Origin of the sequence: Sphingomonas montanisoli (assembly GCF_008274695.1) — a bacterium.
Taxonomy (GTDB): Bacteria; Pseudomonadota; Alphaproteobacteria; order Sphingomonadales; family Sphingomonadaceae; genus Rhizorhabdus; species Rhizorhabdus montanisoli.
The window spans coordinates 611,875-636,869 of the sequence record NZ_VTOU01000001.1 but is presented as its reverse complement, the minus strand read 5'-3'; the positions used below and the strand labels follow the sequence as shown (position 1 = coordinate 636,869).

The window sequence follows — 24,995 nt, the reverse complement described above, 5'->3', positions numbered from 1 at the left end:
TGGCTCCCCGGGGGCACGAAACCGCGTCGCCCTATGTCGAGTGGGGTCCCTCGTCAACCGAGTTGGGCTTGGGGGCGCCCAAGTCGGTGTAACAGGCCCGCGCTTCCGGGGCGGGTCCGCGCCGGTTGGGCAGGGCATCGATGCGGATGATGCGCACGCGTCCCTGGAGCGCGAAAGTCAGCACATTTCCGACGCGCACGGCGGCATGCGCCTGCTCGATCACGCGGCCGTCGATCCGCAAATGTCCCGCCTCGGCGATTTCTTGTGCAAGGTTGCGGGTCTTGGTCAGTCGCGCGAACCAGAGATATTTATCGAGCCGCATGGCCCGGCCATAGATCGGCCAGCGCGCCGAAGGCATTGCCGGCCCGCGCCGCAGGCGGACGTTTCGGCTGCTCGCGCTTGCCCTTCCACACCCAGATATTCTCGCCGTCGGCGCGAAAGCCGAGCGCGAGCATCAACTGCGTGAAGCTCGCCCCGCGCAGACCCAGCGACGTCGCGAGACCCGGATCGGGGCAGAAGGGCTTGCGCCCGGTTCGGGTGTCGTGGGCGAGCCGGGCGAGCCGTTCGGCCTGGTCGACGCGCAGCATCTGCGCGCCCAGCGCGCGATAGCCGGCGCGCGTCATCGCTTCGCACGCATTACGATCAGGCGGGGTGGCGATCGATACCGCGCCGGGGATCGGCAGTTCTGGCATGTCGGCATCTTCGGCCGCCGCGAACAGGGCCAGCCGCCAGCGCGTCGGTTCGGGCTTGAGCAGTGTGGGCGCGTAGATGTCGAGCGTGCCGAGCTTCACGTCGAGCCGATCGGCGCGCGATCGTCCCTCGCGATCGAGATGCTCGATCGCGGACGCGAGCTCGCGCCGGGCGATGATCCCGCCCGCTTCGGCGAGGGGGGAGAGCAGGGCGCGCAGGCTGGGCGAGCAGGCGGGATCGCGGGCCGCCTCGAAATAGCGGGTGAGGGGTTTCAACTCGCGCTGGATGCGGCCTTCGAGCCACACGGCCAGTCGCTGCTCCACGCCGGCCCGATCGGCAGCCGACAGGCTGTCGAGCGCGCGGTGCAGGTTGATACGCGGCGTGAGGAGCGTGCGCCCCTTGCCGAGCCGCGCGACGACATCGCCGCGCCAGAAGATGGCGACCGGCCGCCCCGCATCGGTCGCCAGCGTGAAATGCCCGTCCTCGTCGGCCGCCAGCTGGCGCGCGCGCGACGACAATTCGGTCACCAATCGCCGCTCCGCCGCCGCCATCAGCCGCTTCATGTCACCATGCCGCGCGCGATGATCGGCCTTGAAGCGGAAGCCGATCAGGCGCCCGATCGGCTCGCCGTCGACGGTGACAATGCCTTCCTCGTCGACCTTCACGGGCAGCAGCATCTCGCCCCCCTTCGCGCCCAATTCGCGCATCAGCACCGATGTGCGCCGGTCGACGAAGCGCTGGGTCAGGCGCTGGTGGAGCGCGTCGGACAGCTTTTCCTCAAGCTCGCGGGTCCGCGTGGCCCAGGTGTCCGGGTCGGCGAGCCAGTCGGCGCGGTGGGCGATGTAGGCCCAGGTGCGCACCCCGGCGATCCGATCGGCGAGCGTCTCGACATCGCCCTGCACGCTGTCGAGCCGTGCCAGTTCCTCGGCGAACCAGGGGACGGGCAGATGGCCGGCACCCTCGCTCAGATGCCGGAAGATGCGGCTGACGAGGCGGCTGTGCGGCTCGGCGCCGGTCCTGCGGAAATCGGGCAGGCCGCAGGCAGACCACAGCCGCGCGATCATGCGGGGGCCGCGCGCCCGATCGCGCACCCAATCCTCCTCCGCGAGCCGCTTGAGCACCGCGAGGTCGACCGCCTGTGGGGCAGCGCGCAGCACGGGGCGATCGGGGCGGCGCTGCAGATCGGCGAGCAGCGCGTCGAGGCTTTCGAACGACGGCGCCCCGACCCGCCAGTAGAGATGATCGAGCGGCGGGAAGACGTGCGCCTCGATCTTGTCGACTTCCTCGTCCTCGAAGCGCGCGCCCTGCGATCCTTCATAAGCGAGCGTGCCGAACGTGCCGTCGCGTTGGTGGCGCCCGGCACGCCCCGCGATCTGCGCCATTTCCGCCACCGTTAGCCGCCGCGATCGCCGCCCGTCGAACTTGCGGAGCGAAGCGAAGGCGACGTGCGTCACGTCCATGTTCAGGCCCATGCCGATCGCGTCGGTCGCGACCAGATAGTCGACCTCTCCCGCCTGGAACATCGCGACCTGCGCGTTGCGCGTGCGGGGGCTGAGCGCGCCCATCACCACGGCCGCGCCGCCGCGCAGGCGCCGCAGCATCTCGGCGACGGCGTAAACCTCCTCGGCGGAGAACGCGACGATCGCGGAGCGCGGGGGCAGGCGCGACAGCTTGGTGGCGCCGGCATAGCTCAGGGTCGAAAAGCGCGGTCGGCCGATGATCTCGCAATCCGGCACCAGCGCACGCAACACCGGGCGCAGTGCTTCGGAGCCGAGGATCATCGTCTCGTCGCGGCCGCGCGCGCGCAGCAGGCGATCGGTGAAGACATGCCCGCGCTCGGGGTCCGCCCCCAACTGCGCCTCGTCGAGCGCCACGAAGGAAAAGTCCCGATCGAGCGGCATGCTTTCTGCCGTGCACAGATAATATTGCGCGTCGGGCGGAAGGATCTTCTCCTCGCCGGTGATCAGCGCGACGCGCTCCTTGCCCTTGATCGCGACGACCCGGTCATAGACCTCGCGCGCCAGCAGGCGCAGCGGGAAGCCGATCATGCCGCTCGAATGGCCGCACATCCGCTCGATCGCGAGATGCGTCTTGCCTGTATTGGTCGGGCCCAGGACGGCCACGACCGGCTGGGCTGCGAAACGAGCCATGTCGCCAAGATTGGCAGGTCATGTGACGGATGCAAGCGCCAGCTTACGAAAGCTTGTCCAACTTGCGACAGCCGCAACCCGTTGCCGCCGAAAAGGCCCGATGCGAAATAGGGTTCAGAGGATGCTGAAGGATATTCGGGAAATGCAACGTTTCGATGCGATCGTGGTGGGCGCGGGCTTCGCGGGCATGCACATGCTGGTCAAGCTGCGCGAGATGGGGCTCAGCGCGCTGGTGGTCGAGCGCGGCAGCGACGTCGGCGGCACCTGGTACTGGAACCGTTATCCGGGCGCGCGCTGCGACGTGCCGTCGATGGACTATTCGGTGCCATGGGACGACGAACTCGATCAGGAGTGGAACTGGACCGAGCGTTATGCCGCCCAGCCCGAAATTCTGACCTATGCGCTTCACCTCGCCGATCGCCACGATCTGCGCCGGGACATCAAGTTTGATACCTCGGTCAACAAGGCCGACTGGAACGAGGATACGAAGACCTGGACGGTCGGCACCGACAAGGGCGATCAGTATGAAGCCCGTTTCTTCATCAGCGGTGCCGGTGCGCTGTCCGAGCCTAACCTGCCCGACATTCCGGGAATAAAGAGCTTCAAGGGCGAACTCTACCACACCGGGCAGTGGCCGCGCGACAAGGTGGAGTTGAAGGGTAAGCGCATCGCCGTTCTCGGTACCGGATCGACCGGTGTCCAGGCGTCAACCGCGATCGCCAAGGAGGCCGCGCACCTGTTCGTGCTGCAGCGGACCGCGCAGTACAGCCTTCCGTGCCTCACCCCGCCGCTTTCGGACGAGGAAATCGGTAAGCGCAAGGCGATCTACCCGGACCATCGCGAATGGCAACGCAACAGCTTCGCGGCGACCTTCATGGATGTCGGCTCGCCCTTCGCGATGACGGCCGCCGAACATACGCCCGAACAGCGCCTCGCCAATATGGAGAAGTGCTGGGCGTCGGGCACTGCGGCGCTCGTCGGTGTCTATGCCGACGTATCGACCAATGCCGAAACCGCGCAGGAAGTGTCGGACTTCGTCCGCAACAAGATCCGCCAGACGGTCAAGGATCCGGTCACCGCCGAACGTCTCTGTCCCAAGCCGGGCAGCTATATCGGCACGCGCCGCATCATCATCGACACCGGCTATTACCAGATCTTCAACCAGCCCAACGTGACGCTGGTCGACATCACCGAGGATCCGATCGTCGAGATCACCGAGACGGGCGTGAAGCTGAAGAGCGGCGCGTTCCACGAACTCGACATGCTCGTCGTCGCGACCGGGTATGACGCGGTCACCGGGCCGCTGCTGTCGATGAACATCACCGGCAAGGACGGGATAGCGCTGAAGGACGCGTGGAAGGATGGCCCGCACACCTATCTCGGCCTGATGGTCGCGGGCTTCCCGAACCTGTTCACGATCACTGGCCCCAGCAGCCCCGGCGTGCTCGCCAACGTGATCTTCTCGATCGACCAGCACGTCCAGTGGATCGCCGGCGCGCTGGAGCATATGCGCAAGATCGATGCGGTCGAGATCGACACGACCGAGCAGGCGCAGCACGACTGGGCGATGCACGCCGCCGAAACCTATTCGCGGGCGCTGCGCATCCACGACGACAAGAACTGGTATCTGGGCACGAACATTCCGGGCAAGCCGCGTTCGGTGCTCGTCTATCAGGGCGGTCTGGGTTTCTATAAGGACAAGTGCAACGAGATCGCGGCCGACAATTATCGCGGCTTCGTGTTCGAACGGGAAAAGACGGCGGCCTGATCCTTCGGGACCAGGCCGTCAGGTCTTACGCCACCAACAAATCGCGATACTGGCGGGGCTGCGACCGGAGGTATTGCTTCGGCGCAGCCACCTGCGCGCCCAGATGCGCCGCGGCGTGCCAGGGCCAGCGCGGATCATAGAGGATGCCGCGAGCGAGAGCGATCATGTCCGCATCGCCCGTGGCGACGATCGCCTCGGCCTGATCATAATCGGTGATCAGGCCCACCGCGACGACGGGCATGTCCACCGCCGCCTTGACCGCGCGGGCCAGCGGCACCTGATAGCTGGGGCCGACCGGGATATCCTGCCGCGGGTCGAGCCCGCCGCTCGAGACATGGATCGCCGCACAACCGCGCGCTTCCAGCGCCCTGGCGAAGGCGACCGTATCCTCGACCGTCCAGCCGCCCTCGACCCAATCGGTGCCCGATACGCGTACCGTCACCGGCCGATCGGCGGGAAAGGCCGCGCGCACGGCGTCATAGATTTCGAGCGGGAAGCGCATCCGGTTTTCCAGGCTGCCGCCATATTCGTCCTCGCGCCGGTTTGAGAGCGGCGAGAGGAATTGGTGGAGCAGATAGCCGTGTGCCGCGTGGATCTGCACCGCATCCAGCCCGATCCGGCCCGCGCGTTCGGCGGCCTTGCCGAACGCATCGCGGATGCGATCGAGTTCGGCCTTGTCCATCGCGACCGGCGGATTTTGGCCCGCCTCGAACGGAAGCGGGGAGGGGGCGATCGTCTGCCAGCCATTGGCATGATCGGGCGCGATCTGCGCGCCGCCCAGCCAGGGCAGATCGGTCGACGCCTTGCGCCCCGCATGGGCGAGCTGGATCGCGATCGGCATATCGGACCAGCGGCGAATGCCTTCGACGGTGCGCGCCATCGCCGCCTCGTTCGAGTCGCTCCAAAGGCCGACATCGGCATAGCTGATCCGGCCATCGGGGGTGACGGCGGTGGCTTCGATCGTCAGCAGCGCGGCGCCCGACAAGGCAAGCTGACCCAGATGGATCAGGTGCCAGTCGGTCATCGATCCGTCGACGGCCGAATATTGGCACATGGGCGCGATGATGATGCGGTTGCGCAGCGACAGCTTGGCGGTCGTGAGCGGCGTGAACAAGGCGGGTTGGGACATCGGGAACTCCGGGGGAGGGGATAGTTAGTTGAGGCCGGGCAGCGGCGCGGCCGGATTGACGAGGCCGGCGTCGCGCAGCGCGCGCCAGAACTCGACCGGGACGACCTCGTTCAGCGCGGCGCGATCCTCGGCGATGCGGCCCGGACGGCTGGCGCCCGGAATGACCGCCGCGACCGCAGGGTTGGCGAGCGAGAATTGCAGGCCCGCCGCCTTCATGCTGACGCCATGCTTGTCGGCGATCGCCTTGATCCGCGCGACCTTGTCGAGGATTGCGGGGGTGGCCGGCGCATATTCGAAATTCGGTCCGCCGACGAGCGCGCCCGAGCTGTAGGGGCCGCCGGCGACGATGCCGAGGCCGCGTTCGACCACCTTGGGCATCAGCCGCTGCAGCGCGCGATCATGGTCGAGCAAGGTATAGCGGCCCGCCAGCAGTGAACCGTCCGGACGCGGCCCTTCGAGATCGAGCAGCAGTTCGACCGCCTCGACACGGTTTACGCCCAGTCCCCACGCCTTGATCACGCCTTCGTCGCGTAGCCGATCGAGTGCCTTGAACGCGCCCTTGCGCGCGCTTTCGAACAGTCCGATCCACTCGTCGCCGTAAAAATCCTGTGCCAGATCGTGTACCCAGACGATGTCGATATGGTCGGTCTGGAGGCGCTTCAGGCTGTCCTCGATCGACCGGAGCGTTGCGGCTTCGGAATAATCGTTGATCACCTTGTTCGGGCGGCCATGTTCGAACACCGCGCCTTTCTCACCATTGTCGCGCGCACCATCCTCGATTTCATCAAGCACGATGCGACCGACCTTGGTGGCGATGACGTATTCGCCGCGCGGCTTGTCCTTCAGCGCTTCGCCCATGCGGATTTCGGCCAGGCCGGCGCCGTAGAAGGGGGCATTGTCAAAGAAGCGGATGCCGTCGTTCCACGCGGCTTCGACGGTCGCGAGCGCTTCCTCCTCTGGGATCGCACGGAACATGTTGCCCAGCGGCGCGGCGCCGAAGCCGAGCGGGGTGGCGGCGAGAATATCCTTGAGAGCCATGATCAGTCTCCTTTTTCGGACGTCAGGCTGGCAAGATTGCGCCAAACCCATTGGCGTTCGGCCCCGCTAACGTCTGTCGATGCGCAATCTGGGTATCGTCTGCCTTAGTCGCCAGAGCCGTTTGACGTGCGGCGCGACAAGGTTTTCCATGCCCTGCCCAAGTTTCGCACAGGACTCGACTCACGGCCAAAATGATTCGGTTCGTCGCATTCGGGCCGCAACGGTCCGACTGTTAAATTGACTTTAACCATGTTGGGGCAGAGGGATGGAGCCCGAGGCGTCAATGTCGCGACAGGGCAATGGCTTAGGCGACATCGGCATAAAGGGCGAAGGGCTTGTTCCAGGGCAGCCGGCAACAGGGTTATGCGGAGGATTTCGGCCAGGGTGGCGGCGCGACCGGCGCGCTGGTGCTCGCCAAGGCAAACCGCTTCCGCCCGATCGGTCGCATCGCTGATAGCGAATGGGCCGCCAGGGTCGGCGATCGCTTCGCCACTACCGACATTGTCGTCGATCTGGGCGTCCGCATCGGTTCGCGCGCATGGTGGCGTGGCCTTGCGACCTGCATCGGCCTGTGCACCGCGGCAGCCCTTTTTACCCCCGGTTTCAAGCCACTTCCCGTCCAATATGGCCGCCCGCTTGCCGGCGCCGAATGGGAAGAGGCACGCAGCCTTTCGATCGCGCCGCTGGGCCTTGGCGCCGACAGCGGTCGCCGGCTTGCCCCCACCGAAGCGGTCGAGCCGCTTGCCGACACGCCAGAGCGTCCGCGCGTCGAAATGAGCGCGACGATCGGGCAGGGCGACGGCTTCGCCCGCGTCCTCGAACGCGCCGGCGTTTCGAAGGACGAGGCGCGGCAGGTGTCCAATTTGGTTTCCGGCGCGGTGCCGCTCGGCGATCTGCGATCGGGCACGCGGATGGTCCTCGTTCTCGGTCGCCGCGCACGCAAGAGCGATCCGCGTCCGCTCGAAACGCTCGGTTTCCGCGCCAAGTTCGACCTCAAGCTCGCGATCGAGCGCGCCGAAGGCGGCCTGCGCCTGAAGCGGATCCCGATCGCGGTGGACGATACGCCGCTGCGCATTCAGGGCCGCGTCGGCTCCAGTCTCTTCGCCGCCGCGCGTTCGGCGGGCATGCCGTCGGACGCGATCCAGGCATTCATTCGCGCGGTCGCGGTCAAGATGCCGATGCGCCAGATCGGTTCGGACGCACGCTTCGATGCGATCATCGAACATCGCCGCGCCGAAACCGGCGAGACGCAGACCGGCCAGCTCCTTTATGCTGGCGTCACCCAGGGGGGCCGCAAGACGCAGATGCTGCGCTGGTCGGCGGGCGGGCGCGACAAATGGTATGATGCGGCCGGCACCGGCGAGACCCGAGGCGCGATGAGCCGCCCGGTCCAGGGCTATATGACGTCCAGCTTCGGCATGCGTCGCCACCCGATCCTCGGATTCTCGCGCATGCACCAAGGCATGGATTTCGGCGCGCCCATGGGCGCCCCGATCGTCGCCGCTACCGATGGCGTTGTCGCTTTTGCCGGCCGTCATGGTGGGCACGGCAATTATGTCCGCCTGAACCACAGCGGCGGCATCGCCACCGGCTATGCGCATATGAGCCGGATCATCGCGCGGCAGGGCGAGCGCGTCCGTCAGGGGCAGTTGATCGGCTATGTCGGATCGACCGGCATGTCGACCGGCCCGCACCTCCATTACGAGGTCTATCGCGGCGGCAAGCCCGTCAATCCGGCGACGATGAGCTTCACCGTCACCGATCAGCTCGGCGGTGCCGATCTCGCCCGCTTCAAGGCGAAATTGTCGAACCTGCTCGCGGTCCGCATCACTGCGGCCGAACCCAGGATCGAGAAGAAAGCCGACAAGCAGGCGGACGCGGCCACCGCCAAAAAGAGCGACAAATCCGCAACACGTAAATCCTAAGTCTAACGTTAACCTTTTCCTGTGTTTGATTGTTGAGATGCGGGGCCCTAGGGCCGCGCGTCCCCAATCGAACCGGGAATTGTTTAGACATGCGTATGCGTACCCTGGCCCTGACGGCTGCCGCCGTTCTCGGCTCGATCTCCCTGTCCGCCCCCGCGAGCGCGACGGTATTCGACTTCAACGACATCGTGACCGTGAAGGGCACCAATGTCGGGATGGGCTGGACGATCGATTTCGACGGCATGTCGGCGTCGGGCAACGCCACCAGCAAGGTCGGCGCGACCGGCACCTTCACCTATACCGGGCTCAGCAATGCCGGGAAGACGTACAACTTCAACTATTCGTTGAAGAACGACTCGGCGTACAGCTCTTATGTCCATGCGCTCGGCTTCGACACGACCGGCGCCTTCACCGCCTTCAACGCGACGGGCGCGCTGGCGTCGACGTCGACCAACGTCCAATGGCCGTCGAGCTATATCGGGACCGAGGATCTCTGCATGGGCGGCGGCGGGGGCAGCAATTGCGTCGCGCACTACAATACCGGCATCACCAGCAAGGGCAGCGGTACCTTCGCGATCACCTTCGCCAATGTGATGAGCAGCATCGACCTCGATCATTTCGCGGTGAAGTTCCTCAATCTGTCGCGGGACATCGACGGCGATGATTGGGCGCTGGGCGTCGGCCATGTCACGTCGATGACGTCGGGTGCCGACGATCTGCCCGTCATCACCGCGCCCGAACCGATGACCTGGATGATGATGCTGGGCGGTTTCGGCCTGATCGGTGCGGCGATCCGTCGCCGTCCGGCCAAGACGGCGGGCACGCTGCAAACTGCCTAACGCGACGTTCACCAATCCGAATAACCGGGATGCAGGAACATGCCCGTAGGACAACTCCATCGCCGGCTCGTTCTGCCGGCCTGGAGATAGTTTCGATGGACATGTCGGCCCAGTTCAAGATCGACCATGCGGTCGACGAGCAGCATGTCGATCCTCGGCAGGGGAAGCGCCTCAAGGTCTTTCTGGCCGCTCGCGTCCTGGCTGCGGGGCGGACGGTTCCGGTGCACCTGCTCGACCTGTCGAAGAAGGGCGCGTTGGTCCACGCCGATACGCCGCGCATGCCGGGCGAGATGATCTGGGTGTTGTGGAACGGAATCGACATCCTGTCGCGGGTCGCCTGGTCACGCGGCAACCGTTTCGGCGTCGCGTTCGAAACCAGCCTCAGCGACGGGCAGATCGCGCAGATGGTCGCCGCCACCGGCGCGCCCCGCCTGACCGCGGCCCGCCGCAGCGGCCAGCGCGACTGGCTGCGCTGGTTCCGCAAATAAGAATGCCTACATCAGGGGCATGGAGACTCGCCGCCCGTTGACCGATGCCGAGACCGCGCTGGTGCGTGGCATGTTCGGCGACGCGGTCGATCCTGCGCGCGTCGCCGTTAATCGGCGACGCTGGTTTCCGTTGCAGCGACGCAACGTCGTGATGGCGCCCGACGGTGAAATCTGGTGCCATCCCGACGGCCCGACCTGGCAGCCCTGCTATGCAAGCGCGGGCACCAATTGGGCCGCGTTGTTCCTCCACGAAATGACCGTTTAGCCAAAAGTAACACAGAAGGCCGAAACATAGGCGTCATCGCTGGAGGATAGGCTTGCCCGACGCCGTTATCTATATTCGCTTCTCGACCAAGCGGCAGGAAAAGGGCTTCTCGAAAGAGCGGCAGCTTGAGGAATGCGAGGCCTTCTGCCGCCGGAAGGGCTGGAATGTCGTGGAGGTCGTGGAGGACCTCGGGCAGTCGGCATGGAAGGGCCATCACCTGAGTGTCGGCAATCTCGGCAAATGGCGCAAGCGTGTCGATGCCGGTGATGTCGCGCCGGGCACCACACTCGTCATCCACAAGCTTGACCGACTGAGCCGTCTTGAACCGCGGGTGACGCAGCGATGGATGGAGGACCTGTGCGACAAGGGCATCAGGATCGCGACCGTCGATGGCGAACGCATCTTCGATGATGCCTATCTGAAAGGGCCGACGGCGCTCATGGGGATCATGGAGATCGTCATGAATGCGACGGTCAGCCACAAGGAGAGCGAAAAGAAAAGCGAACTGGTCGCCGACGCATGGCGCCGAAAGCAGCAACTCACACGGCAAGGCAAGGTGCTGTCGGCCAAGCCGCCGGCGTGGCTCCGGGTCGTCGGCGAGCGGATCGACAAGGATCAGGATTACCGCCGATACGAATTGATCCCCGAGCGCGTGGCGGTGCTGAAGCAGATATACGAATGGGCGGCCGACGGCATTGGCTATTGGGGCATCGCGAAGCGCCTGAATGACCAAGGCGTGCCGAGCTGGGGCAAGGCGCGTAGCACCACGACCAACAAAGGTTGGGGCTGGAGCTATGTCGGTATCCTGCTGAAGCATCCGGCTATCGACGGCGAATATCATCCCGCCGGCATGACGGAGAGCGGCAAACGCAAGAAAACCGGCGAGCGGATCGAGAATGTTTTCCCGCGCGCCGTTGACGCCGACCTCGTCGCACGGGCCAGAGCCAGCGCGTCGAAACGCTGGCAGACCCGATCCGGCCGGTATGCGGCTTATGCCCGCAACCTGTTTTCGACCCTGGCGCGGTGCCAGCATTGCGGCGGACTGATGACGATGCGCGGGCGTGCCGAAGTCGACGCCCGCTATCGCTACCTGCAATGCGACAGCGCCGCCCGGCATACCGGCTGTGATCGGCGCGAGTTTTTCAATCACCGCATTTTCGAGAAAGCGGCGCTCGATGCGATGCTCCACCTCGCGCTCGATGGTCGCTTCTTCCAACGCGATGATCTTTCCGGCCCGTTGGCGATCCGGCTGGCGGAGATCGAACGGGCCATCGAGAACAAGAAGGCCGAGGCCAAGCGCCTCGTGCGGAAAATGGCGCAGTTCGATGACGAAGATCGTGACGAGTTTGACGATGTGCTTCGTGCCGTGAAGCAGGAACAACGCGCCTTGGAAGCGGAATGCGCCAGGGTGGCGGAGGAACTTCAGGCCGCACGCGGACATCTGCCGCCGAACGTCCACCTTCAGCGTGTTCTGGAAGTCCGCGAAGCGATCAACGACCCGAGTGATCCCGAGGCGATGCGCGACGCTCGGTTGAAAGTGCGCGAGGCGATCCGCAACGTGGTAGATGTCGTGTGGTGCGATCCTGTCGAAATGATCGGTGGCGTTCCGACCCGGACCCTGACGTTGCTGATGGCAGGCAATGCCGCCGGCATCAAGTTCGACAATCAGGGCAACACGATCGGGACTTTCAATTTTCTTCCCGAATTGGCGGCCGGTGGCGCATCCTATACCCTGCGGGACGGCACGACGGTCAGCACGAACGCAAATGCGTTGCGAGACGCGCTGCTGAACCGATCGATGCGCCTATCGGCATCGGAAGAGGAAGTCGCCGCCGCCGCGAGTGAAAAGCTGGACGCTGCTACCCGGCTCGACACCGCGTTGAAGCGAGGGCGCTCCCGTCGCACCGCATAGCCCCTGCGAGGGGTCACGCAGGGCCACTCGCACTGCCGGGCGTCCCATGTGCCCCCGTTGTGCCGTTCGTCCCTCAGCGGGGCGCATTGGCCCTGCCGCCGGGGAGCTTGACCTTTTGTCAGTCTGGCGTTCGATCGGAAAGCCTCGACAGTTGGGAGGCACGCTATGCGACAGGAATTACGAGATCGGCTTGGCCGCCCGCTGGGCTGGCTGGATAGTCGCGGAGATAGGATCGAAGGTCGCGATCGGCTCGGCCGGCTTGTCGGGTGGTATAGCTCCCGCGATGATCAGACCCGCGATCGGCTTGGTCGCATCGTCGGACGTGGCAACCTGTTGTCCGCGTTGATCTTGCCTTAGCCGTTTTCGACAACGACTGGCGCCTGCCCAGTCGGTAGCGGCCCGAACAGCGTCTCCAGCATGGCGTCGATAGTCTCGATGCGTCGGAAGTATCGAGCAGGCACCTTTCGATGGTTTGCCCGCAGGGGCCGCTCACCTTCCTTGTTTCTGCCGATGCGCTTGGGACTGGCAAATTCGGAAAGATCAGGAAGTGGCTCACCCGGCTCGCCGCCGAACCACCAGAATGGTCCCATGTCCAGTTCGAGCGTTACGGAAATCCAGATTACGCAACCGCTCGGCTTTTCCGCGAGCGCGCTACCGACTGACACGGGCGATGGCTTGTTCCGCACGCCGGTCTTGAACTGAATGTGCCTGACGATCTGGCCCCGACCCATCACCAAGTCGTAGCCGTGAGCATCAAACTCCGACCGAAGGACTTCGACATCGGTGATGCCGCGCCGCCAAAGCGCGCGGAGGGCTTCGCCCACGAAGACATGCTCCACGATCCGCTCGCGTAGCGTGGAATGGGTCGAGTGAATGTCGATGCTCGCCATAGCGTTGACCATAGGCGCTAGCGTCAACGCGATCGACCGATCTTTCGGTAGATCAGTTGATCGCGTCGCCAATCGCCGGTTCTTGCCACTGGCGTGGTCGGGTCTGGATCGGGATCGGCCAAGCATAGTCCGTTCTGACGACGATATGCGCTGCTGCGCGCTCCATCCGAACCAGCATCCGCAGCCGGCGGAGGTCGTCATCGGTCAGGTCGGCGATGTTGTAGCGCCGCATCAATATTCCTCCGCCAACATGATCGTCATGATCCGCCGCACGCTGCGCGGATCGGCAACACCTGGATCGACGCTCTGGCGCCCACCCTGAGGGTGATAGTCGATCTTCCAGATAATCCGATGCTTCCCAACGGTTAGGGCCGCGCAATCATGTTCGCCGCAAGGGTCGTTATCGGGCGTAAAATCGCGAAACAGCCGCACCGCGCGGATGATCGCATCCTTGGTTGAAATCGGAAGGGCGGCGACGCCGGCAGACAGGAAGGTCCATCCGTCCTCTCCAGTGCCGCGAAAGTGATCGTTGAGGCGGGCGGAGATTGCCCGCCTCATGATTGTCGCCATCAGGCAGCGGCCTTCTTCGCGCGTGGCTTGAAGTTTGCCTTCCGATCGCTGATCGCTGCCTGAAGTTGGGTATCCAGCTCCCCTGCATTCACCGCATCGCTGATCGCCCCGATCACGGCGGGCAGTGCCGCGAGGTTCTGAACCTCGACCGCATTCATGCCCTTCGCGAGTTCGATCGGCTTCGCACCATAACGGACCTGCATGAACATCTTGCCGGTGGTGTCGGTGAACCATCTCTTGCGGACATGGCGCGGCGCTTCGACACGAACCTTTTCGCCGGCGTCATTGGTGCGCGTTACGCGCCGCGTCGCAGTGAACGGCTTGCCGGTGATTTCCGCCTCCGCCATCGCCTTCTGCTCGGCGAGCCAGCCCAACAGCTTGGCGCGAAAGCCATATTCGGTGTCGGAGGGAAGAGCCGGCGCAGCGGTGGCCAGCTTCAAGGACTTGAGGATCGACATAAACGGCTCCTATCTGGTTTCGGACAGATCGAGCCGTAATGTCGAGGATCAAAAGAGCGACCGATGATTGGGGTCTGGATGCGGAAATTCAGTCAAAAATAATTCCGTCGCCATCGTCACGGTTCTTGAGCCGTTGGGGATAGTAACGGAATATCTCTTGACGTCTAATCGCTCTTCTAAGCTACCTATATCAAGCATTATTGGCTTTCAGTCGTTACTTGACCTTCTTCATCTTCAGTATCATTTGGTGATAGGTGTCACTGCGGGTCCGTCACCGGCACCCGCTTAAACAGGATGGCTTCGTCAGCCGTGGACCTCGCGTTGCGGCAGTCCTCCCGTTAGGCAGCAATCTTTGTCGTCGTCTCCATGTGCGGTGGGGTCAGCAAGCGGTCGCTGGTTTCAGGGCGCAACGCCTTCGTGACATAGCGCGCCGCCCCTTCGGTATGGCGGACCGGCTGAATGTCGAGGTTTCCGGCCGCCACCAGTTTAGTCCAGATGCCGGGTGCGATATCTCCGAAATCCGCGGCCTGCTCCGTTGTCATGCGGAATAGCGCGTGGATGTGAATGTTTGTGTCGGGCTTCTCGATGGCGGCGATATAGACGGTGCGGTCGCCTGGACGGTCGAAATATGAACGGCCAAGCAGCTTGCGATCGAGCCGCTGGTGAAATTCCTCGAACGTTCGCTGCGCCTCGTCCATGCTGACCCAGCGATTGAAGGCGAAGGTGACAAACAGGTTCGGTCCGAAGTCGCTCATCCAGCGGACGCATTCCGCCCGGTATTTGTCAGCCCGCGTCAGGTGGGGCGTGGCTTGTGTCATCTCGTTCTCCTTGCGGCTAGGGTTGTTAGCCGGCTCGCAAAGCTATTTATCTCCGGTGATGGAACGGCGGGCCGCTATGCGGGCGATAAATACGGTGACACTCGTATGGAGGTGCCGCCATGATCCTCGATGAAGCCTATCTACTCCTGAGAGCCGCCGGTCGCGCGTCAAACCACGCTGCCTTCTCAACCGATTACCTCGGTCATTCGCCGCGCTATTACGATTACTTGCGCTGCTCCGGCGCCGCCCCCAACCTCACCGCTCTCCTAAAGCTTGCTATGAAACTGACCGATCTTGCGCATGAGACTACCGCCGAGTTGGATGAGAGCGCCGCCGGAAAGCTAGCGAAACGGATTATGTCGCAGGCGCTGAAGCGCTGTAGATAGCAACATTCGCCCCCCCACCCCGACGATCCGTTCGGTCCCTCGACGCTTGGAAGGCCATGCCTTTCGCGCTATCGCGAACGAATGAAGAACCTCTCGCTGACCCAGAAAATTGCTGACGGCCATTCCACCGTGAATGGCCCCGGCAGTGACGGCGACAGGCCTCGCGCGGCGAGGCATATCCCTGACTGGTCGGCGGAAGAGCGATACATGCGCGCCGCAACCATCGAGCATCGCAAGTCGCTCGGGCAGTTTTTCACGCCCCCTCGGGTAGCGGCACTGATGGCAGATTGGATTGCTCAGGCCAGCCCTCGCGTAATCGCCGACCCGGCACTCGGCACCGGAATTCTTACGCGCGCAGCCCTCAAACGCTGTCCTGATGCGAAAGTCGTAGCGTTTGAGACCGACAGGCAGATACTTCTGCATTCAGACGTCGGCATTCCCACACAAGTTGAGGTCAGGAATGATGACTTCCTCTACGCCGACATCGAGACCTACGATGCAGTCACAATGAACCCTCCTTACATTCGACACCGAAAGTTGGAAGGCTTTGAGAAAGCCCGATCGGCCATTAGCGTCAGGGCTGGTTTCGTCATTCCGAAATCAGCAAATCTTTACATATATTTTGTAGTAAAGTCATGTCTAAGCCTCCGAGCCGGTGGAAGAGGCGCCTTTCTCATTCCTAGCGAGTGGCTGAACGCTAACTTCTCGAAGAGCTTCAAGCATTACCTTCTCACGGAAGGCGGGCTAAGAGACATCGTTCTGTTTTCCGGATGCTCTAATATATTTCAAGACGCTTTAACTACTGCGTCGGTTTTGCTTGTCGAGAAGGAATGATGCGCCAAATCACCGGTTGGTTTCTTCAGGGGATAGGCTTTGACGAAGCCCCCCCATCTTTAGTCGAACTTAGGGAAACAAGTCGTCGTGTAATTCTCACGCGCGATGAGCTGATGAGTGCGTCGAAGTGGGAGCCGCTTTTACAGGGCAAAAGGCACGATGCTAATCCAGGCTGGGTAACGCTCGAAACGCTCGCATCCTTTCGGCGAGGCGTGGCAACGGGCGCCAACGGCTTCTTCCTGCTATCGCGGGATCGTTTGGATGCGCTTGGCATTAGCGTCGAGCGCTGTTTGCCCTGTGTAGGAAGGGCAAGCGACGTTCGAGGATTGATATACCGGCCGTCAGAGTTCGAGGCTGCCGCAGCCGCGGGGGGGAAGCTATTCCTTCTTAACCTGAAGGATCCTTTGACGGACGAAGAGAAGCGTTACGTCCGAATAGGAGAGGATCAGTCTCTAACTAAACGATTTCTACTCGCAAACCGGAAGCCGTGGTATTCAATGGAACAAAGGCCCGTTGCTCCGATCTGGGCGGCAGTCTTCGGCAGGGGTGATTTAAAGTTCGTGTTCAACGAAGCCTCTGCCCGAACCCTCACGAACTTCCATTGTTTGTATCCAACGAACCCCAACCCGGTTTTTCATCAAGCCCTTACTATGTGCCTAAACTCAACCTTAGTTCGAGAGACATCGAAGTTACACGGTAGAGTGTATGGCGGCGGTCTTAACAAGTTCGAGCCCAACGACCTGAAGTCTATTCAGGTTCCCGACCTTAACTTGACACCAAAGTCCCTAATTTTGGAAATGTCCAAGCTGTTGTTTGCCTTGGACGCTCAGCCACAGGACAGTTCCTTGAAGGAACGAGCCGACGAGCTATGTGCGCAAGCTGCCCGGGAGGCCAGTCCCAGCTAGGCTTGCAGTAAGTCGCAGATAAAATCACCGTTGACTGTTAACTTTCCGCCGACCGGTCGCGCATATATATCATGTCGGCCATTTTTCGTCAATCGATCAACGACTTCGAAGTTTGGATATTCAACAACATCCCCTACACGATGCCCGGTCGATATTGGAACCATAATCGTGTATTTTCTAGATCGTTGCGGATTGTCAATCTTTAGCTTGGAGGCCGTGCCGATATATTCCAAAATTTCACGGATACCAATCGCATATACCGCATCTAGAAAAACTTGCGCGTAAAGCTGCGGCTTATCGTGAACTTCAATCCACCTATACACCTTAATCAAGTCTTCAACTTTGACAGTGAAGTTAAGCTCTGGTGTTGAGACCTTCTTACCGGCGGCTAGTTGAGAAATCACATACTCCGCGTGGACCTTCGACTCCATGCGGCTGGACCTAACTTCGATCGCACCCATAGATGCCGCAACATCGCCGGAAAGGTCGACTGTCTCTAAGTTGCTAATATCATCGGGCAAGATACAATCGCGATCGACGATTAGAAGGTCGGCTCTCTTTCCAAATAGGCAGGTATCAGCGATACCTTTAACGTAGTGTTCTTTGAAGCCGTCCTCACCAGCTATAATCTTGCTGCTAAAGCCGTATGCAACGGCGCGATGGTTTGGAAGCGCCTCATTCAGAGCCGCTGCCAAGCTATTCTCGGCCCAGTCCCCGAGAGCCTGCTCAGCTTGGAATTTCGAGTCCGCAAAGCTGGGAACGTAGATTTTCGCGGGGACGGGCGTTTCTCCGCCGAAGCGGAGTTTATCCTCCTCGACACCGTGCTTTTTCAGCGATGTGATCGCGGCTTCCAATGGCGCCGCTAACGATGCGAAATATGTCATAGGGCATCAATCGCCCATGATGATCCCAGCGACAAGCCCGACTGCTGCGATGATCGCTTTCTTTGTCGCTCGGCAGCATACTATCGTGTCGCATTTAAGTTTACCCTCCCGAGACGCCGCCGGAAGACATGGTGACGCGTCTCCTTTAGGTTGACGCGACATTTCCGAGACGCATCGTGCCTGCGGCCCAGACCCATCCGAGACAGGAGTTGCCATGATCGTCGGTTACGCGCGCGTCAGTTCCAGCAGTCAGAGCCTTGAGGTTCAGCACGAGCAGCTTCAAGTGGCCGGCTGCGATAAGGTGTTCGCCGAGAAGCGCAGCGGCCGGACGACCGAGGGTCGCGATGCGCTGGTCGATGCGATCGACTTCGTGCGCGAGGGCGATGTCCTGGCCGTAACCCGGCTCGATCGACTGGCACGATCGGTGGTTGACCTGCATCGGCTGATCGAACGCCTGACAGCGAAAGGCTGCGGCTTTCGTGTCCTTCAGCAATCGGGCGTCGATACGACCACCAGCACCGGCAAGCTCACCCTCTCGATCCTCGGCGCGGTCGCCGAGTTCGAGGCCGACATCCGTCGAGATCGTCAGCGCGACGGGATCGAGCGTGCCAAGGCCAATGGCGTCTACCGGGGACGGCGCTCCACCATCGACACCGCCCGAATAGAAACACTGATGGTGGCTGGGATGGCCCCCGCCGCCATTGCCCGCGACATGGGCATCGGCCGCGCCAGCGTCTATCGCCATATGAGCAAGGCCGGCGCGGCATAACATCGGCTATGCGTCCTCTCCCTCTTTGGCCTTCGCGCTACCGATTTTCGCGAACGCGGCCCTCTGCCGACGGATATGCGCGAGTGGATCGAGATGGCGGAACATCGTTCGCAATGCCCGGTGGGCCTTTATGATATGGTCGGGCGCAAGCAGGCTCGACCATGCGCTCGGCATCTCCAGATGTGAATTTGCGTCATCGATCCCGCGTAGCAGGCTTTCGTGGTTGTGATTGACCGCGATTTCGTGGCCGAGTGCGTCCCAGCCGGATTGCCGCGTAAAGGCTGGTTCGCATAGGTCGCTGACGAGCAACCGCTCCGCGATCCGGCTGCTCGACACCGGGAAAGGAGTGTTCCAATCCTGATGGCTCGCATCGGCCGGCGGCTTTAAGATCGACATCGCGAAGGACGTAGGGGTGATATTTGGATATCCGTAAATCTTCCCATTCGTCGCCAAGTGTGAAGGCGAACTGGTGTCGAACGTGATGAGCAGATCGTCGTCGCCCAGATGCTCGCGCAACGCTTGCTGGACCGCGCTCAACATGACCGCGTGCGTCAACGTGCCGACACCGAGAAAGTGAAGCCGATTGCGCTCCGGGCTCAAAAGTCCGTCTTTGATCAAGCGCAAGAGCATCGCGACGACATGTATATAGTCCACCCGCAGCGAGCCACCGAAGGCCCAGCCCTCGAATGGCTGGACCTTCACCGCGTCATACCATGCCACGGCATCGGCGCTGGTTTCGCCCTGCAGCACGGACAGGAACCGCACCCCGCCGGAACGATGGCGGGCAAAATAGCGGTTGTTATCCACCGTCGTTGTTAGCGCCGCGCCGAAGCTGCCGAAAGGAAGTATCCCCGGCGTGATGACGCGCGTTGGCACGTCGAGCGTGATCGCCTCGTCGGCGTGGGCTTCGAGAAAGCGCAGCGCCCATGCTCGCGATGCGTTGCCCTGCCATTGTTTCGGATCGCGCCCGAATTGAAGCCCGCCGCTGTCGAACAGGATGGTGTTGCCGGGACGCTTCGTGAAGGTGCCGACCGCGAGCGGCATTGTTCGTCCGATATACTGACCCGCCGAGTGGAGCGCCCGGTCAGAGAAGAAGAACGGGTTGCTCCGGTCCATGAAGTCGAGATCGGAGGGGGCGGCCACTCCATCCGGCATCCCGCCGGGGCGAAGCTGGCTCGCATCCCTATACGGGGTCGCGTGGGTCGATGCCTGGCCGGCAAAAAGGTAGCGTGCGCGGTCGCTGCCGCGCGAAGAGAAATCGCGGGTCATACAGGTGATCCTTGTGTCAGGATCACACCCGTATGATTTCTCATACGGGTGTGATTATCATATCAGGCGGCGGCGGCCATGTCCGCACCGGCATCGACGGCAGGCAAGCTCTCCACCCGCTCACGTAGCGCGCGCGATCGGGTCGGCTGGTCGCGGTTCGGTTCGAGCGTCTGGACGAACACCCGGTAGATCGCCACGTCCGTCGCCGCCTCAATGAGCAGAAGGCCGTTCGGATCGAGCCGCCATATCAGTCCGCCCGTCATCGGCAGGGCGAGCAGTCCGACCATTGCTCGGCGCAGGTCATCGAGCATGACCTGAACCTTGGCGGTGCCCTGTACCTCCGCTTCGAATGGGGCAGCAGAAGCCTTGTCGTTGGCGAAGCTGATGCCTTTCTGCCCCACCGTGATCGTGACGGCGCGGTCTTTCTGCTTCCTGAGCGGCACCTTCATGAAGCCGCCGTCGAACGCCGTCACCGCCTCCGGCGACATGATCGCGGATGCCAGGGGCGCGAATGAGGGGTTGACCCGATAGGTCCAGTTCGAGCGGATATGGCGCGGCTTGATGATGAGGTTGACCGCCTTGCCGTCCGCCTTGCTCATGAAGGCCACGGTCTTGGTCTGGCCGGCGATCGTCACCGGCGCAGCGACGCCGTCCACTGGGTCCAGACCGAACTGGGCCGCATCCGCTTCGCCAGTCAGACGCTCACCCAGCCGGCGGCGCGTGAGGTTGTCGATGAAGCATTCACCCTTCATCGAAAAGCCGAGGTCGATGAGGGGCACGACCTCAACGATCAGGCCATCATCGCGGCGGGCGTGGGCGATGCTGAATAGATCGCGCTCGACCAGATACATGCCGAAGGCTGGCTTCATGTCGTAGCTCGAATTCCCGACATCGCCGTCCGGCACCTCCTCAAGCGGGATGTCACTCATCTCGTCGGGCACAAAGGCATCGGCCGCCCCCAGCATTTCGCGATAGAAGCGGAGATCGACGGGCATCGCCGCCAGCGGGCACGGCGCATAGCCTGCCAGATCGAGGATGGTCGCCTTGTTCGCCGTCAGCGGTATCAGGCGCAGCTTGTCGCCCTCCTGCCGGAAGATGAACACGCCTTCCTTGCCTGAAGCGATACCGGCCACCGCATCGATTTCGAACGCGGCGGGATTGTCGAACATCTCGGCCACCCGCTCGTCCGGCGTCTTCATCACGGGCGCATCGGCCTCGGCGGTATCAGCCTTCGCCGGTCTCTCTGCCCGGCGGGCCACGAGATAGTTGGCGGCCAGACCACTGACGTGACCCGCTTTCTTGAACCATGCGACGAACTCGTCATCGCTCAGATGGTCATGCTCGGCGTGGCGGCGCTCCATCGCGGCGATGGCACGGGCAAGCTGCGCCGCCTCGTTCCGCATCGCCTCCTTGTCGTCACCCGTCGCGGTGCTGACGTTCTTGTTCAGCACCAGCTGTGCGGGCTCATGATAGACGAGACTGGCGGCTTCGTATGCGAAGCCGAGAGCCTTTGCGTAGGCCGTGATCGATACCGCCCCATGCTTGCGGATGAAGCGATATTGACCGCGGGTCACAAAGGCGCGGCGGCGGAGAGAGCGTCCCTCGCTCGCCTCGGCACGGCGAACCTGCAGCTGAAGCTGAGCCAGTTCTGCCTCATCGCTCGCGGTCAGCGGCACCGGCGTCACCGGTCCCACAGAGGCCACGATCGCCAGCGCACTGGTGGTGGCCAGCGAAGCAATATGAGAAGACGAATTGTTATGAGAATTTACCAACTTGGCACCTATCGTCGAACAGCTCGACCCAAGCCTTTGGGTGTCGCGATACACGCCAGACGCAGCTATCCTGCGGCTTGCGGTGCGTATTCGCGGGGTCGATCTGCCGACGAGCAAGGTGATCCGAAAAACCGCTTCGGCTCGTTGGTGCGGCGCTCTCTAGGCCTCTCTCGCTGGCAGCGCAAGAAAAAAAGACAGTTCCGAATTGCTTTCAGGCGGCGGCTGTTCGTGCGGTATTTGCCGCGGGCACCTATCTTTCAGGCATGACCGCAATCGACCCGATCAGCCGCCCGCTTACGCCAGCAGAGATTGCGATGGCTCGCAGCTTGTTCGGTGCCGCCATCGATTATGAGCCAGTGCGGATCGTTCGGCGCAAATGGGCCTTCTTCCAGCCGCGCAATGTGACCATGGCCCCATGCGGCAACATACATTTTCACCCGAAGGGCGACAGCTACCGCAATTGCTTCGCCAGTAGCTCCATCGGATGGCAGGGGCATCTGATCCACGAGCTGGTTCATGTCTGGCAATACCAGCGCGGCATCACTCTCGTGCTGCGGCGGCACCCGTTCTGCCGCTACCACTATACGATCAAACCCGGATGGACGCTCGATCGCTACGGCTTGGAGCAACAGGCCGAGATAGTTCGGCATACCTTTCTCATGCGTCACGGCGTCGTCGTGCCCGGTGCGCCGCCCTTGCCGACGATGGAGAGCATCTTGCCGTTCCACCCCGCATAAAGCTCGCGTTATCGGCGGGGTGCGCTACTTTATGATAGACGCACCCATGTGTGGCAGGCGCAACGCAAAGGGCGCTGGTGGCTACCGCTGATGCGTCACCCATTTTGTAGCTATCGCTACACATTGCGGCCGGGCAAGCCGTTCGCCCGCTACGGGATCGAGCAGCAGGCGGAAATGGTGTCAGACGCTTTCCTCATGCGTAGCGGCGTCGCGCGGCCGGACGCGCCCGCGCTGGCGGCGCTGGAGGCGGTGTTGCCATTCTCTACCCATTCGTCATTGCGAGCGTAGCGAAGCAATCCATTCCGCAGTTCGGAGAGGATTGCCGCGTCGCCTATACGACTCCTCGCAATGACGAGGAGAACTAGAAGAGGCTCAACTGATCCCCGCCCGGCTTGACGAACAGGTCGGTACGCAGGGACATGCGCTCGCGGTTGAGGCCGTGCTTGCGGCACGCCGCCTCGAACCGCGCCTTGAGCATCATCGCATACGGTCCCTGCGGCCGCATGCGCGTGTGGAAGTCTGGATCATTGTCGCGCCCGCCGCGCGCCTCGCGGATCAGGTTCATCACCTTGTCCTTGCGATCGGGGAAGTTGGCGTCGAGCCACGCGCGGAAGATCGGCGATACTTCGTGCGGCAGGCGCACCATCAGGCTGAACGCGCCGCGCGCGCCCTGTTCGGCCGCCGCCTCGACGATCGCCTCGATCTCATGGTCGGTGATCGCGGGGACGACGGGGGAGAGCGAGAGGAACGTCGGTACGCCGGCCCGCGTCAGCGCGCCGATCGCGGCGATCCGCTTGGCCGGCGCGGAGGCGCGCGGCTCCATCGTCATCGCGATGCGCGGATCGAGGCTCGTCACCGACATCATCACAGCGGCCAGGCCGTCCGCTGCCATCGGCCCCAAAATGTCGACGTCGCGCACCACCCGCGCGGATTTGGTCGTGATCGTCACCGGGTGGCGATGCTCGGCCAGCACCTCCAATATGCCGCGCGTGATCCGATAGTCGCTTTCGATCGGCTGATAGGGATCGGTGTTGGTGCCCAACGCGATCGGGCGACATTCATATTTCTTCGCCGCCAGCTCCTTGCGCAGCAGATCGGGCGCCGAAGGCTTGGCGAACAGCTTGCTCTCGAAATCGCGCCCCGGCGACAGGTTCATATACGCATGGGTCGGCCGCGCGAAGCAGTAGATGCAACCATGTTCGCACCCACGATAGGCGTTGATCGATCGGTCGAAGCCGATGTCGGGGGACTGGTTGCGCGTGATGATCGTGCGTGGCGTCTCGACCGTGATCTCGGTGCGCAGGCGCGGCGCCTCGCCGTCTATCCCTTCGCGTTCGTCGAGCCAGTCGCCATCGGCCTCGCGCGCCTTGTCGTCGAAGCGCGTGCTGGCGGCGTTGGTGACGGCTCCCCGGCCTTCGGATGCGCGCGCATTGCCCATGCGCGACAATATGGACCTGCGTTAGAACAAATCAAGAACATTATTGTTCGGGCGCGGTTTCGCTCCAGCACGGCTTAAGCGTGGTCAGAGTGGAATCGATCCAGTTCGCCAAGGGGGTTCCACGTCGCACGCTGACCGAAAGAGTTTCGCCGCCCGGCGAGAAAACAAGCCAATTTTCGAACGTGTAAGCGCCCTCATCAATCGTGATCATGCGCGGCATGGTGTCGGGCGGTGTTGGAAGCTGGACGCTCACTTTTGCCAAGGCATCAATGCTTTTCCGCGCTGCCGGACAGGTGCGGACATCTGCCCACAAGGTGCGGGCCTTATCCTTTTGAATGTTTACGTCCTCCTGCAGGCGAAACCAATGGACGGCGCGCTTCGTGCCCTTCTCGTAAAAGAAGCCGATCGTGACGGTGGGTCCCATTCCAAATGCCATTTTGCTGAACTTGGCCCAGCCCGGATTGCTGGAGGCAACGGATGCGGCGATCAGAAGGCCGATCATCGTCACTTCTCCATCAGGCGCGGGAACAACTCGACGAAGTTACAAGGCATGTGGCGGCTGTCGAGCTGGTATTGGAGGATGTCGTCCCACCCGTCCTTGACCGCGCCGGTGGAACCGGGGAGCGCGAAGATATAGGTGCCGCGCGCGACGCAGGCGGTGGCGCGCGACTGGATCGTCGACGTGCCGATCTTGGCGTAGCTGAGCCATCGGAAGAGCTCGCCGAAGCCGGGGATGATCTTGTCGGCGACGCGATCGACCGCCTCCGGGGTCACGTCGCGCCCGGTGACGCCGGTGCCGCCGGTCGAGATCACGCAGTCGATCTGCACATCCTCGATCCAGCGCAGGAACTGGTCGACGATCAGGTCGCAATCGTCCTGGATGATCGCGCGATCGGCGATGATATGCCCCGCGCTCTCGATCCGCGCGACGAGAGTGTCGCCCGATTTGTCGCTGGCGAGATTGCGGCTGTCCGACACGGTCAGAACCGCGATGCGCACGGGATGAAAGGGCAGGTCTTCCTTGATCGGCATATAACGGCTCCGTCGCTCAGCCGGAGCAG

At 62.7% G+C, this 24,995-nt stretch carries 26 protein-coding genes and 1 pseudogene; 12 read left to right on the top strand and 15 right to left on the bottom strand.

Translation table 11 applies throughout. From position 1 onward, the window contains the following. Positions 1-31: 31 nt before the first annotated feature. Together FYJ91_RS03185 and FYJ91_RS03180 are read right to left on the bottom strand one after the other, a co-directional pair. Positions 32-322 (bottom strand): RNA-binding S4 domain-containing protein, encoded by a 291-nt coding sequence (locus tag FYJ91_RS03185; protein ID WP_149520816.1) that lies wholly within the window; start codon positions 320-322, stop codon positions 32-34. After that, positions 309-2,840 carry a helicase-related protein gene (locus FYJ91_RS03180; protein ID WP_149520815.1) on the bottom strand — a complete coding sequence of 844 codons (2,532 nt, stop codon included), beginning with the start codon at positions 2,838-2,840 and terminating at the stop codon, positions 309-311. The genes FYJ91_RS03185 and FYJ91_RS03180 overlap by 14 nt, the downstream gene beginning before the upstream one ends. 142 nt (positions 2,841-2,982) lie before the next feature. Here FYJ91_RS03180 and FYJ91_RS03175 point away from each other — a divergent pair, with 142 nt between their 5' ends. Then, the gene (locus FYJ91_RS03175) at positions 2,983-4,608 is read left to right on the top strand and encodes a flavin-containing monooxygenase (RefSeq protein WP_149520814.1); all 1,626 of its coding nucleotides are present in this window, start codon (positions 2,983-2,985) and stop codon (positions 4,606-4,608) included. A gap of 25 nt (positions 4,609-4,633) precedes the next feature. On the opposite strand, the gene FYJ91_RS03170 is transcribed toward FYJ91_RS03175, so the two are convergent. Both FYJ91_RS03170 and FYJ91_RS03165 read right to left on the bottom strand, forming a co-directional pair. After that, positions 4,634-5,737: an NADH:flavin oxidoreductase/NADH oxidase gene (locus FYJ91_RS03170; protein WP_149520813.1), complete on the bottom strand. Its 1,104-nt coding sequence runs from the start codon at positions 5,735-5,737 to the stop codon at positions 4,634-4,636. 24 nt (positions 5,738-5,761) lie between these two features. After that, positions 5,762-6,775, bottom strand: a complete 1,014-nt coding sequence (locus tag FYJ91_RS03165) for an aldo/keto reductase (protein WP_149520812.1) — start codon at positions 6,773-6,775, stop codon at positions 5,762-5,764. Positions 6,776-7,110: 335 nt separating this feature from the next. Between FYJ91_RS03165 and FYJ91_RS03160 the strand changes: the two genes are divergently transcribed. From FYJ91_RS03160 to FYJ91_RS03140, 5 genes are all read left to right on the top strand, one after another. After that, on the top strand, positions 7,111-8,700 hold the full coding sequence (locus tag FYJ91_RS03160; RefSeq protein ID WP_149520811.1) for a M23 family metallopeptidase: 1,590 nt from the start codon (positions 7,111-7,113) through the stop codon (positions 8,698-8,700). 89 nt (positions 8,701-8,789) lie between these two features. Beyond that, positions 8,790-9,539 (top strand): cistern family PEP-CTERM protein, encoded by a 750-nt coding sequence (locus FYJ91_RS03155; RefSeq protein WP_149520810.1) that lies wholly within the window; start codon positions 8,790-8,792, stop codon positions 9,537-9,539. 95 nt (positions 9,540-9,634) lie between these two features. Continuing rightward, positions 9,635-10,027 carry a PilZ domain-containing protein gene (locus FYJ91_RS03150; RefSeq protein ID WP_181008318.1) on the top strand — a complete coding sequence of 131 codons (393 nt, stop codon included), beginning with the start codon at positions 9,635-9,637 and terminating at the stop codon, positions 10,025-10,027. Between the two features lie 19 nt (positions 10,028-10,046). Beyond that, a complete protein-coding gene (locus FYJ91_RS03145; protein WP_149520808.1) occupies positions 10,047-10,292 on the top strand; it encodes a hypothetical protein in 246 nt (81 codons plus the stop codon). Positions 10,293-10,344: 52 nt separating this feature from the next. Then, positions 10,345-12,204: a recombinase family protein gene (locus FYJ91_RS03140; protein ID WP_149520807.1), complete on the top strand. Its 1,860-nt coding sequence runs from the start codon at positions 10,345-10,347 to the stop codon at positions 12,202-12,204. Positions 12,205-12,557: 353 nt separating this feature from the next. On the opposite strand, the gene FYJ91_RS03135 is transcribed toward FYJ91_RS03140, so the two are convergent. The 5 genes from FYJ91_RS03135 to FYJ91_RS03115 form a co-directional block, all read right to left on the bottom strand. Beyond that, complete coding sequence (locus FYJ91_RS03135; protein WP_149520806.1) at positions 12,558-13,094, bottom strand: hypothetical protein; 537 nt, start codon at positions 13,092-13,094, stop codon at positions 12,558-12,560. Positions 13,095-13,146: 52 nt separating this feature from the next. After that, a complete protein-coding gene (locus FYJ91_RS03130) occupies positions 13,147-13,326 on the bottom strand; it encodes a hypothetical protein (protein WP_149520805.1) in 180 nt (59 codons plus the stop codon). Beyond that, a complete protein-coding gene (locus FYJ91_RS03125; RefSeq protein WP_246152378.1) occupies positions 13,326-13,652 on the bottom strand; it encodes a DUF3768 domain-containing protein in 327 nt (108 codons plus the stop codon). The genes FYJ91_RS03130 and FYJ91_RS03125 overlap by 1 nt, the downstream gene beginning before the upstream one ends. 11 nt (positions 13,653-13,663) lie before the next feature. Further along, positions 13,664-14,122 (bottom strand): hypothetical protein, encoded by a 459-nt coding sequence (locus tag FYJ91_RS03120; RefSeq protein ID WP_149520803.1) that lies wholly within the window; start codon positions 14,120-14,122, stop codon positions 13,664-13,666. Positions 14,123-14,460: 338 nt separating this feature from the next. Next, positions 14,461-14,940 carry a hypothetical protein gene (locus FYJ91_RS03115; protein ID WP_149520802.1) on the bottom strand — a complete coding sequence of 160 codons (480 nt, stop codon included), beginning with the start codon at positions 14,938-14,940 and terminating at the stop codon, positions 14,461-14,463. A 119-nt stretch (positions 14,941-15,059) separates the two neighbouring features. Between FYJ91_RS03115 and FYJ91_RS03110 the strand changes: the two genes are divergently transcribed. The 3 genes from FYJ91_RS03110 (at position 15,060) to FYJ91_RS21150 (ending at position 17,065) form a co-directional block, all read left to right on the top strand. After that, positions 15,060-15,326, top strand: coding sequence for a DUF6626 family protein (locus tag FYJ91_RS03110; protein WP_149520801.1), 267 nt, complete (start codon positions 15,060-15,062; stop codon positions 15,324-15,326). A gap of 81 nt (positions 15,327-15,407) precedes the next feature. Next, positions 15,408-16,160: an N-6 DNA methylase gene (locus FYJ91_RS03105; RefSeq protein WP_149520800.1), complete on the top strand. Its 753-nt coding sequence runs from the start codon at positions 15,408-15,410 to the stop codon at positions 16,158-16,160. Beyond that, complete coding sequence (locus FYJ91_RS21150; protein WP_484385949.1) at positions 16,157-17,065, top strand: hypothetical protein; 909 nt, start codon at positions 16,157-16,159, stop codon at positions 17,063-17,065. The genes FYJ91_RS03105 and FYJ91_RS21150 overlap by 4 nt, the downstream gene beginning before the upstream one ends. On the opposite strand, the gene FYJ91_RS03100 is transcribed toward FYJ91_RS21150, so the two are convergent. Further along, the gene (locus FYJ91_RS03100; protein ID WP_149520799.1) at positions 17,062-17,949 is read right to left on the bottom strand and encodes an AccI family restriction endonuclease; all 888 of its coding nucleotides are present in this window, start codon (positions 17,947-17,949) and stop codon (positions 17,062-17,064) included. The two genes, FYJ91_RS21150 and FYJ91_RS03100, sit on opposite strands and share 4 nt — an antisense overlap. 214 nt (positions 17,950-18,163) lie before the next feature. On the opposite strand from FYJ91_RS03100, the gene FYJ91_RS03095 reads away from it, so the two are divergent. Next, positions 18,164-18,718 carry a recombinase family protein gene (locus FYJ91_RS03095; RefSeq protein WP_149520798.1) on the top strand — a complete coding sequence of 185 codons (555 nt, stop codon included), beginning with the start codon at positions 18,164-18,166 and terminating at the stop codon, positions 18,716-18,718. A 6-nt stretch (positions 18,719-18,724) separates the two neighbouring features. On the opposite strand, the gene FYJ91_RS03090 is transcribed toward FYJ91_RS03095, so the two are convergent. Both FYJ91_RS03090 and FYJ91_RS03085 read right to left on the bottom strand, forming a co-directional pair. Beyond that, positions 18,725-19,987, bottom strand: a complete 1,263-nt coding sequence (locus FYJ91_RS03090) for a hypothetical protein (RefSeq protein WP_149520797.1) — start codon at positions 19,985-19,987, stop codon at positions 18,725-18,727. A 62-nt stretch (positions 19,988-20,049) separates the two neighbouring features. Further along, positions 20,050-21,690 (bottom strand): hypothetical protein, encoded by a 1,641-nt coding sequence (locus FYJ91_RS03085; protein ID WP_149520796.1) that lies wholly within the window; start codon positions 21,688-21,690, stop codon positions 20,050-20,052. Between the two features lie 332 nt (positions 21,691-22,022). Between FYJ91_RS03085 and FYJ91_RS03080 the strand changes: the two genes are divergently transcribed. Both FYJ91_RS03080 and FYJ91_RS03075 read left to right on the top strand, forming a co-directional pair. Beyond that, positions 22,023-22,496 carry a vgr related protein gene (locus tag FYJ91_RS03080; RefSeq protein ID WP_149520795.1) on the top strand — a complete coding sequence of 158 codons (474 nt, stop codon included), beginning with the start codon at positions 22,023-22,025 and terminating at the stop codon, positions 22,494-22,496. 42 nt (positions 22,497-22,538) lie between these two features. Then, positions 22,539-22,784, top strand: a pseudogene (locus FYJ91_RS03075) (vgr related protein); the annotation flags it as partial. Between the two features lie 73 nt (positions 22,785-22,857). On the opposite strand, the gene FYJ91_RS03070 reads toward FYJ91_RS03075, so the two are convergent. Genes FYJ91_RS03070 through moaB form a run of 3 tightly spaced genes read right to left on the bottom strand, consistent with a single transcriptional unit; the run spans position 22,858 to position 24,966 of the window. Further along, positions 22,858-23,934, bottom strand: coding sequence for a PA0069 family radical SAM protein (locus FYJ91_RS03070; RefSeq protein ID WP_149521313.1), 1,077 nt, complete (start codon positions 23,932-23,934; stop codon positions 22,858-22,860). A 40-nt stretch (positions 23,935-23,974) separates the two neighbouring features. Further along, entirely contained in the window at positions 23,975-24,436 is a 462-nt protein-coding gene (locus FYJ91_RS03065; RefSeq protein WP_149520794.1) for a hypothetical protein, read from the bottom strand. 2 nt (positions 24,437-24,438) lie between these two features. After that, on the bottom strand, positions 24,439-24,966 hold the full coding sequence (gene moaB, locus FYJ91_RS03060; protein WP_149520793.1) for a molybdenum cofactor biosynthesis protein B: 528 nt from the start codon (positions 24,964-24,966) through the stop codon (positions 24,439-24,441). Between the last annotated feature and the right edge of the window lie 29 nt (positions 24,967-24,995).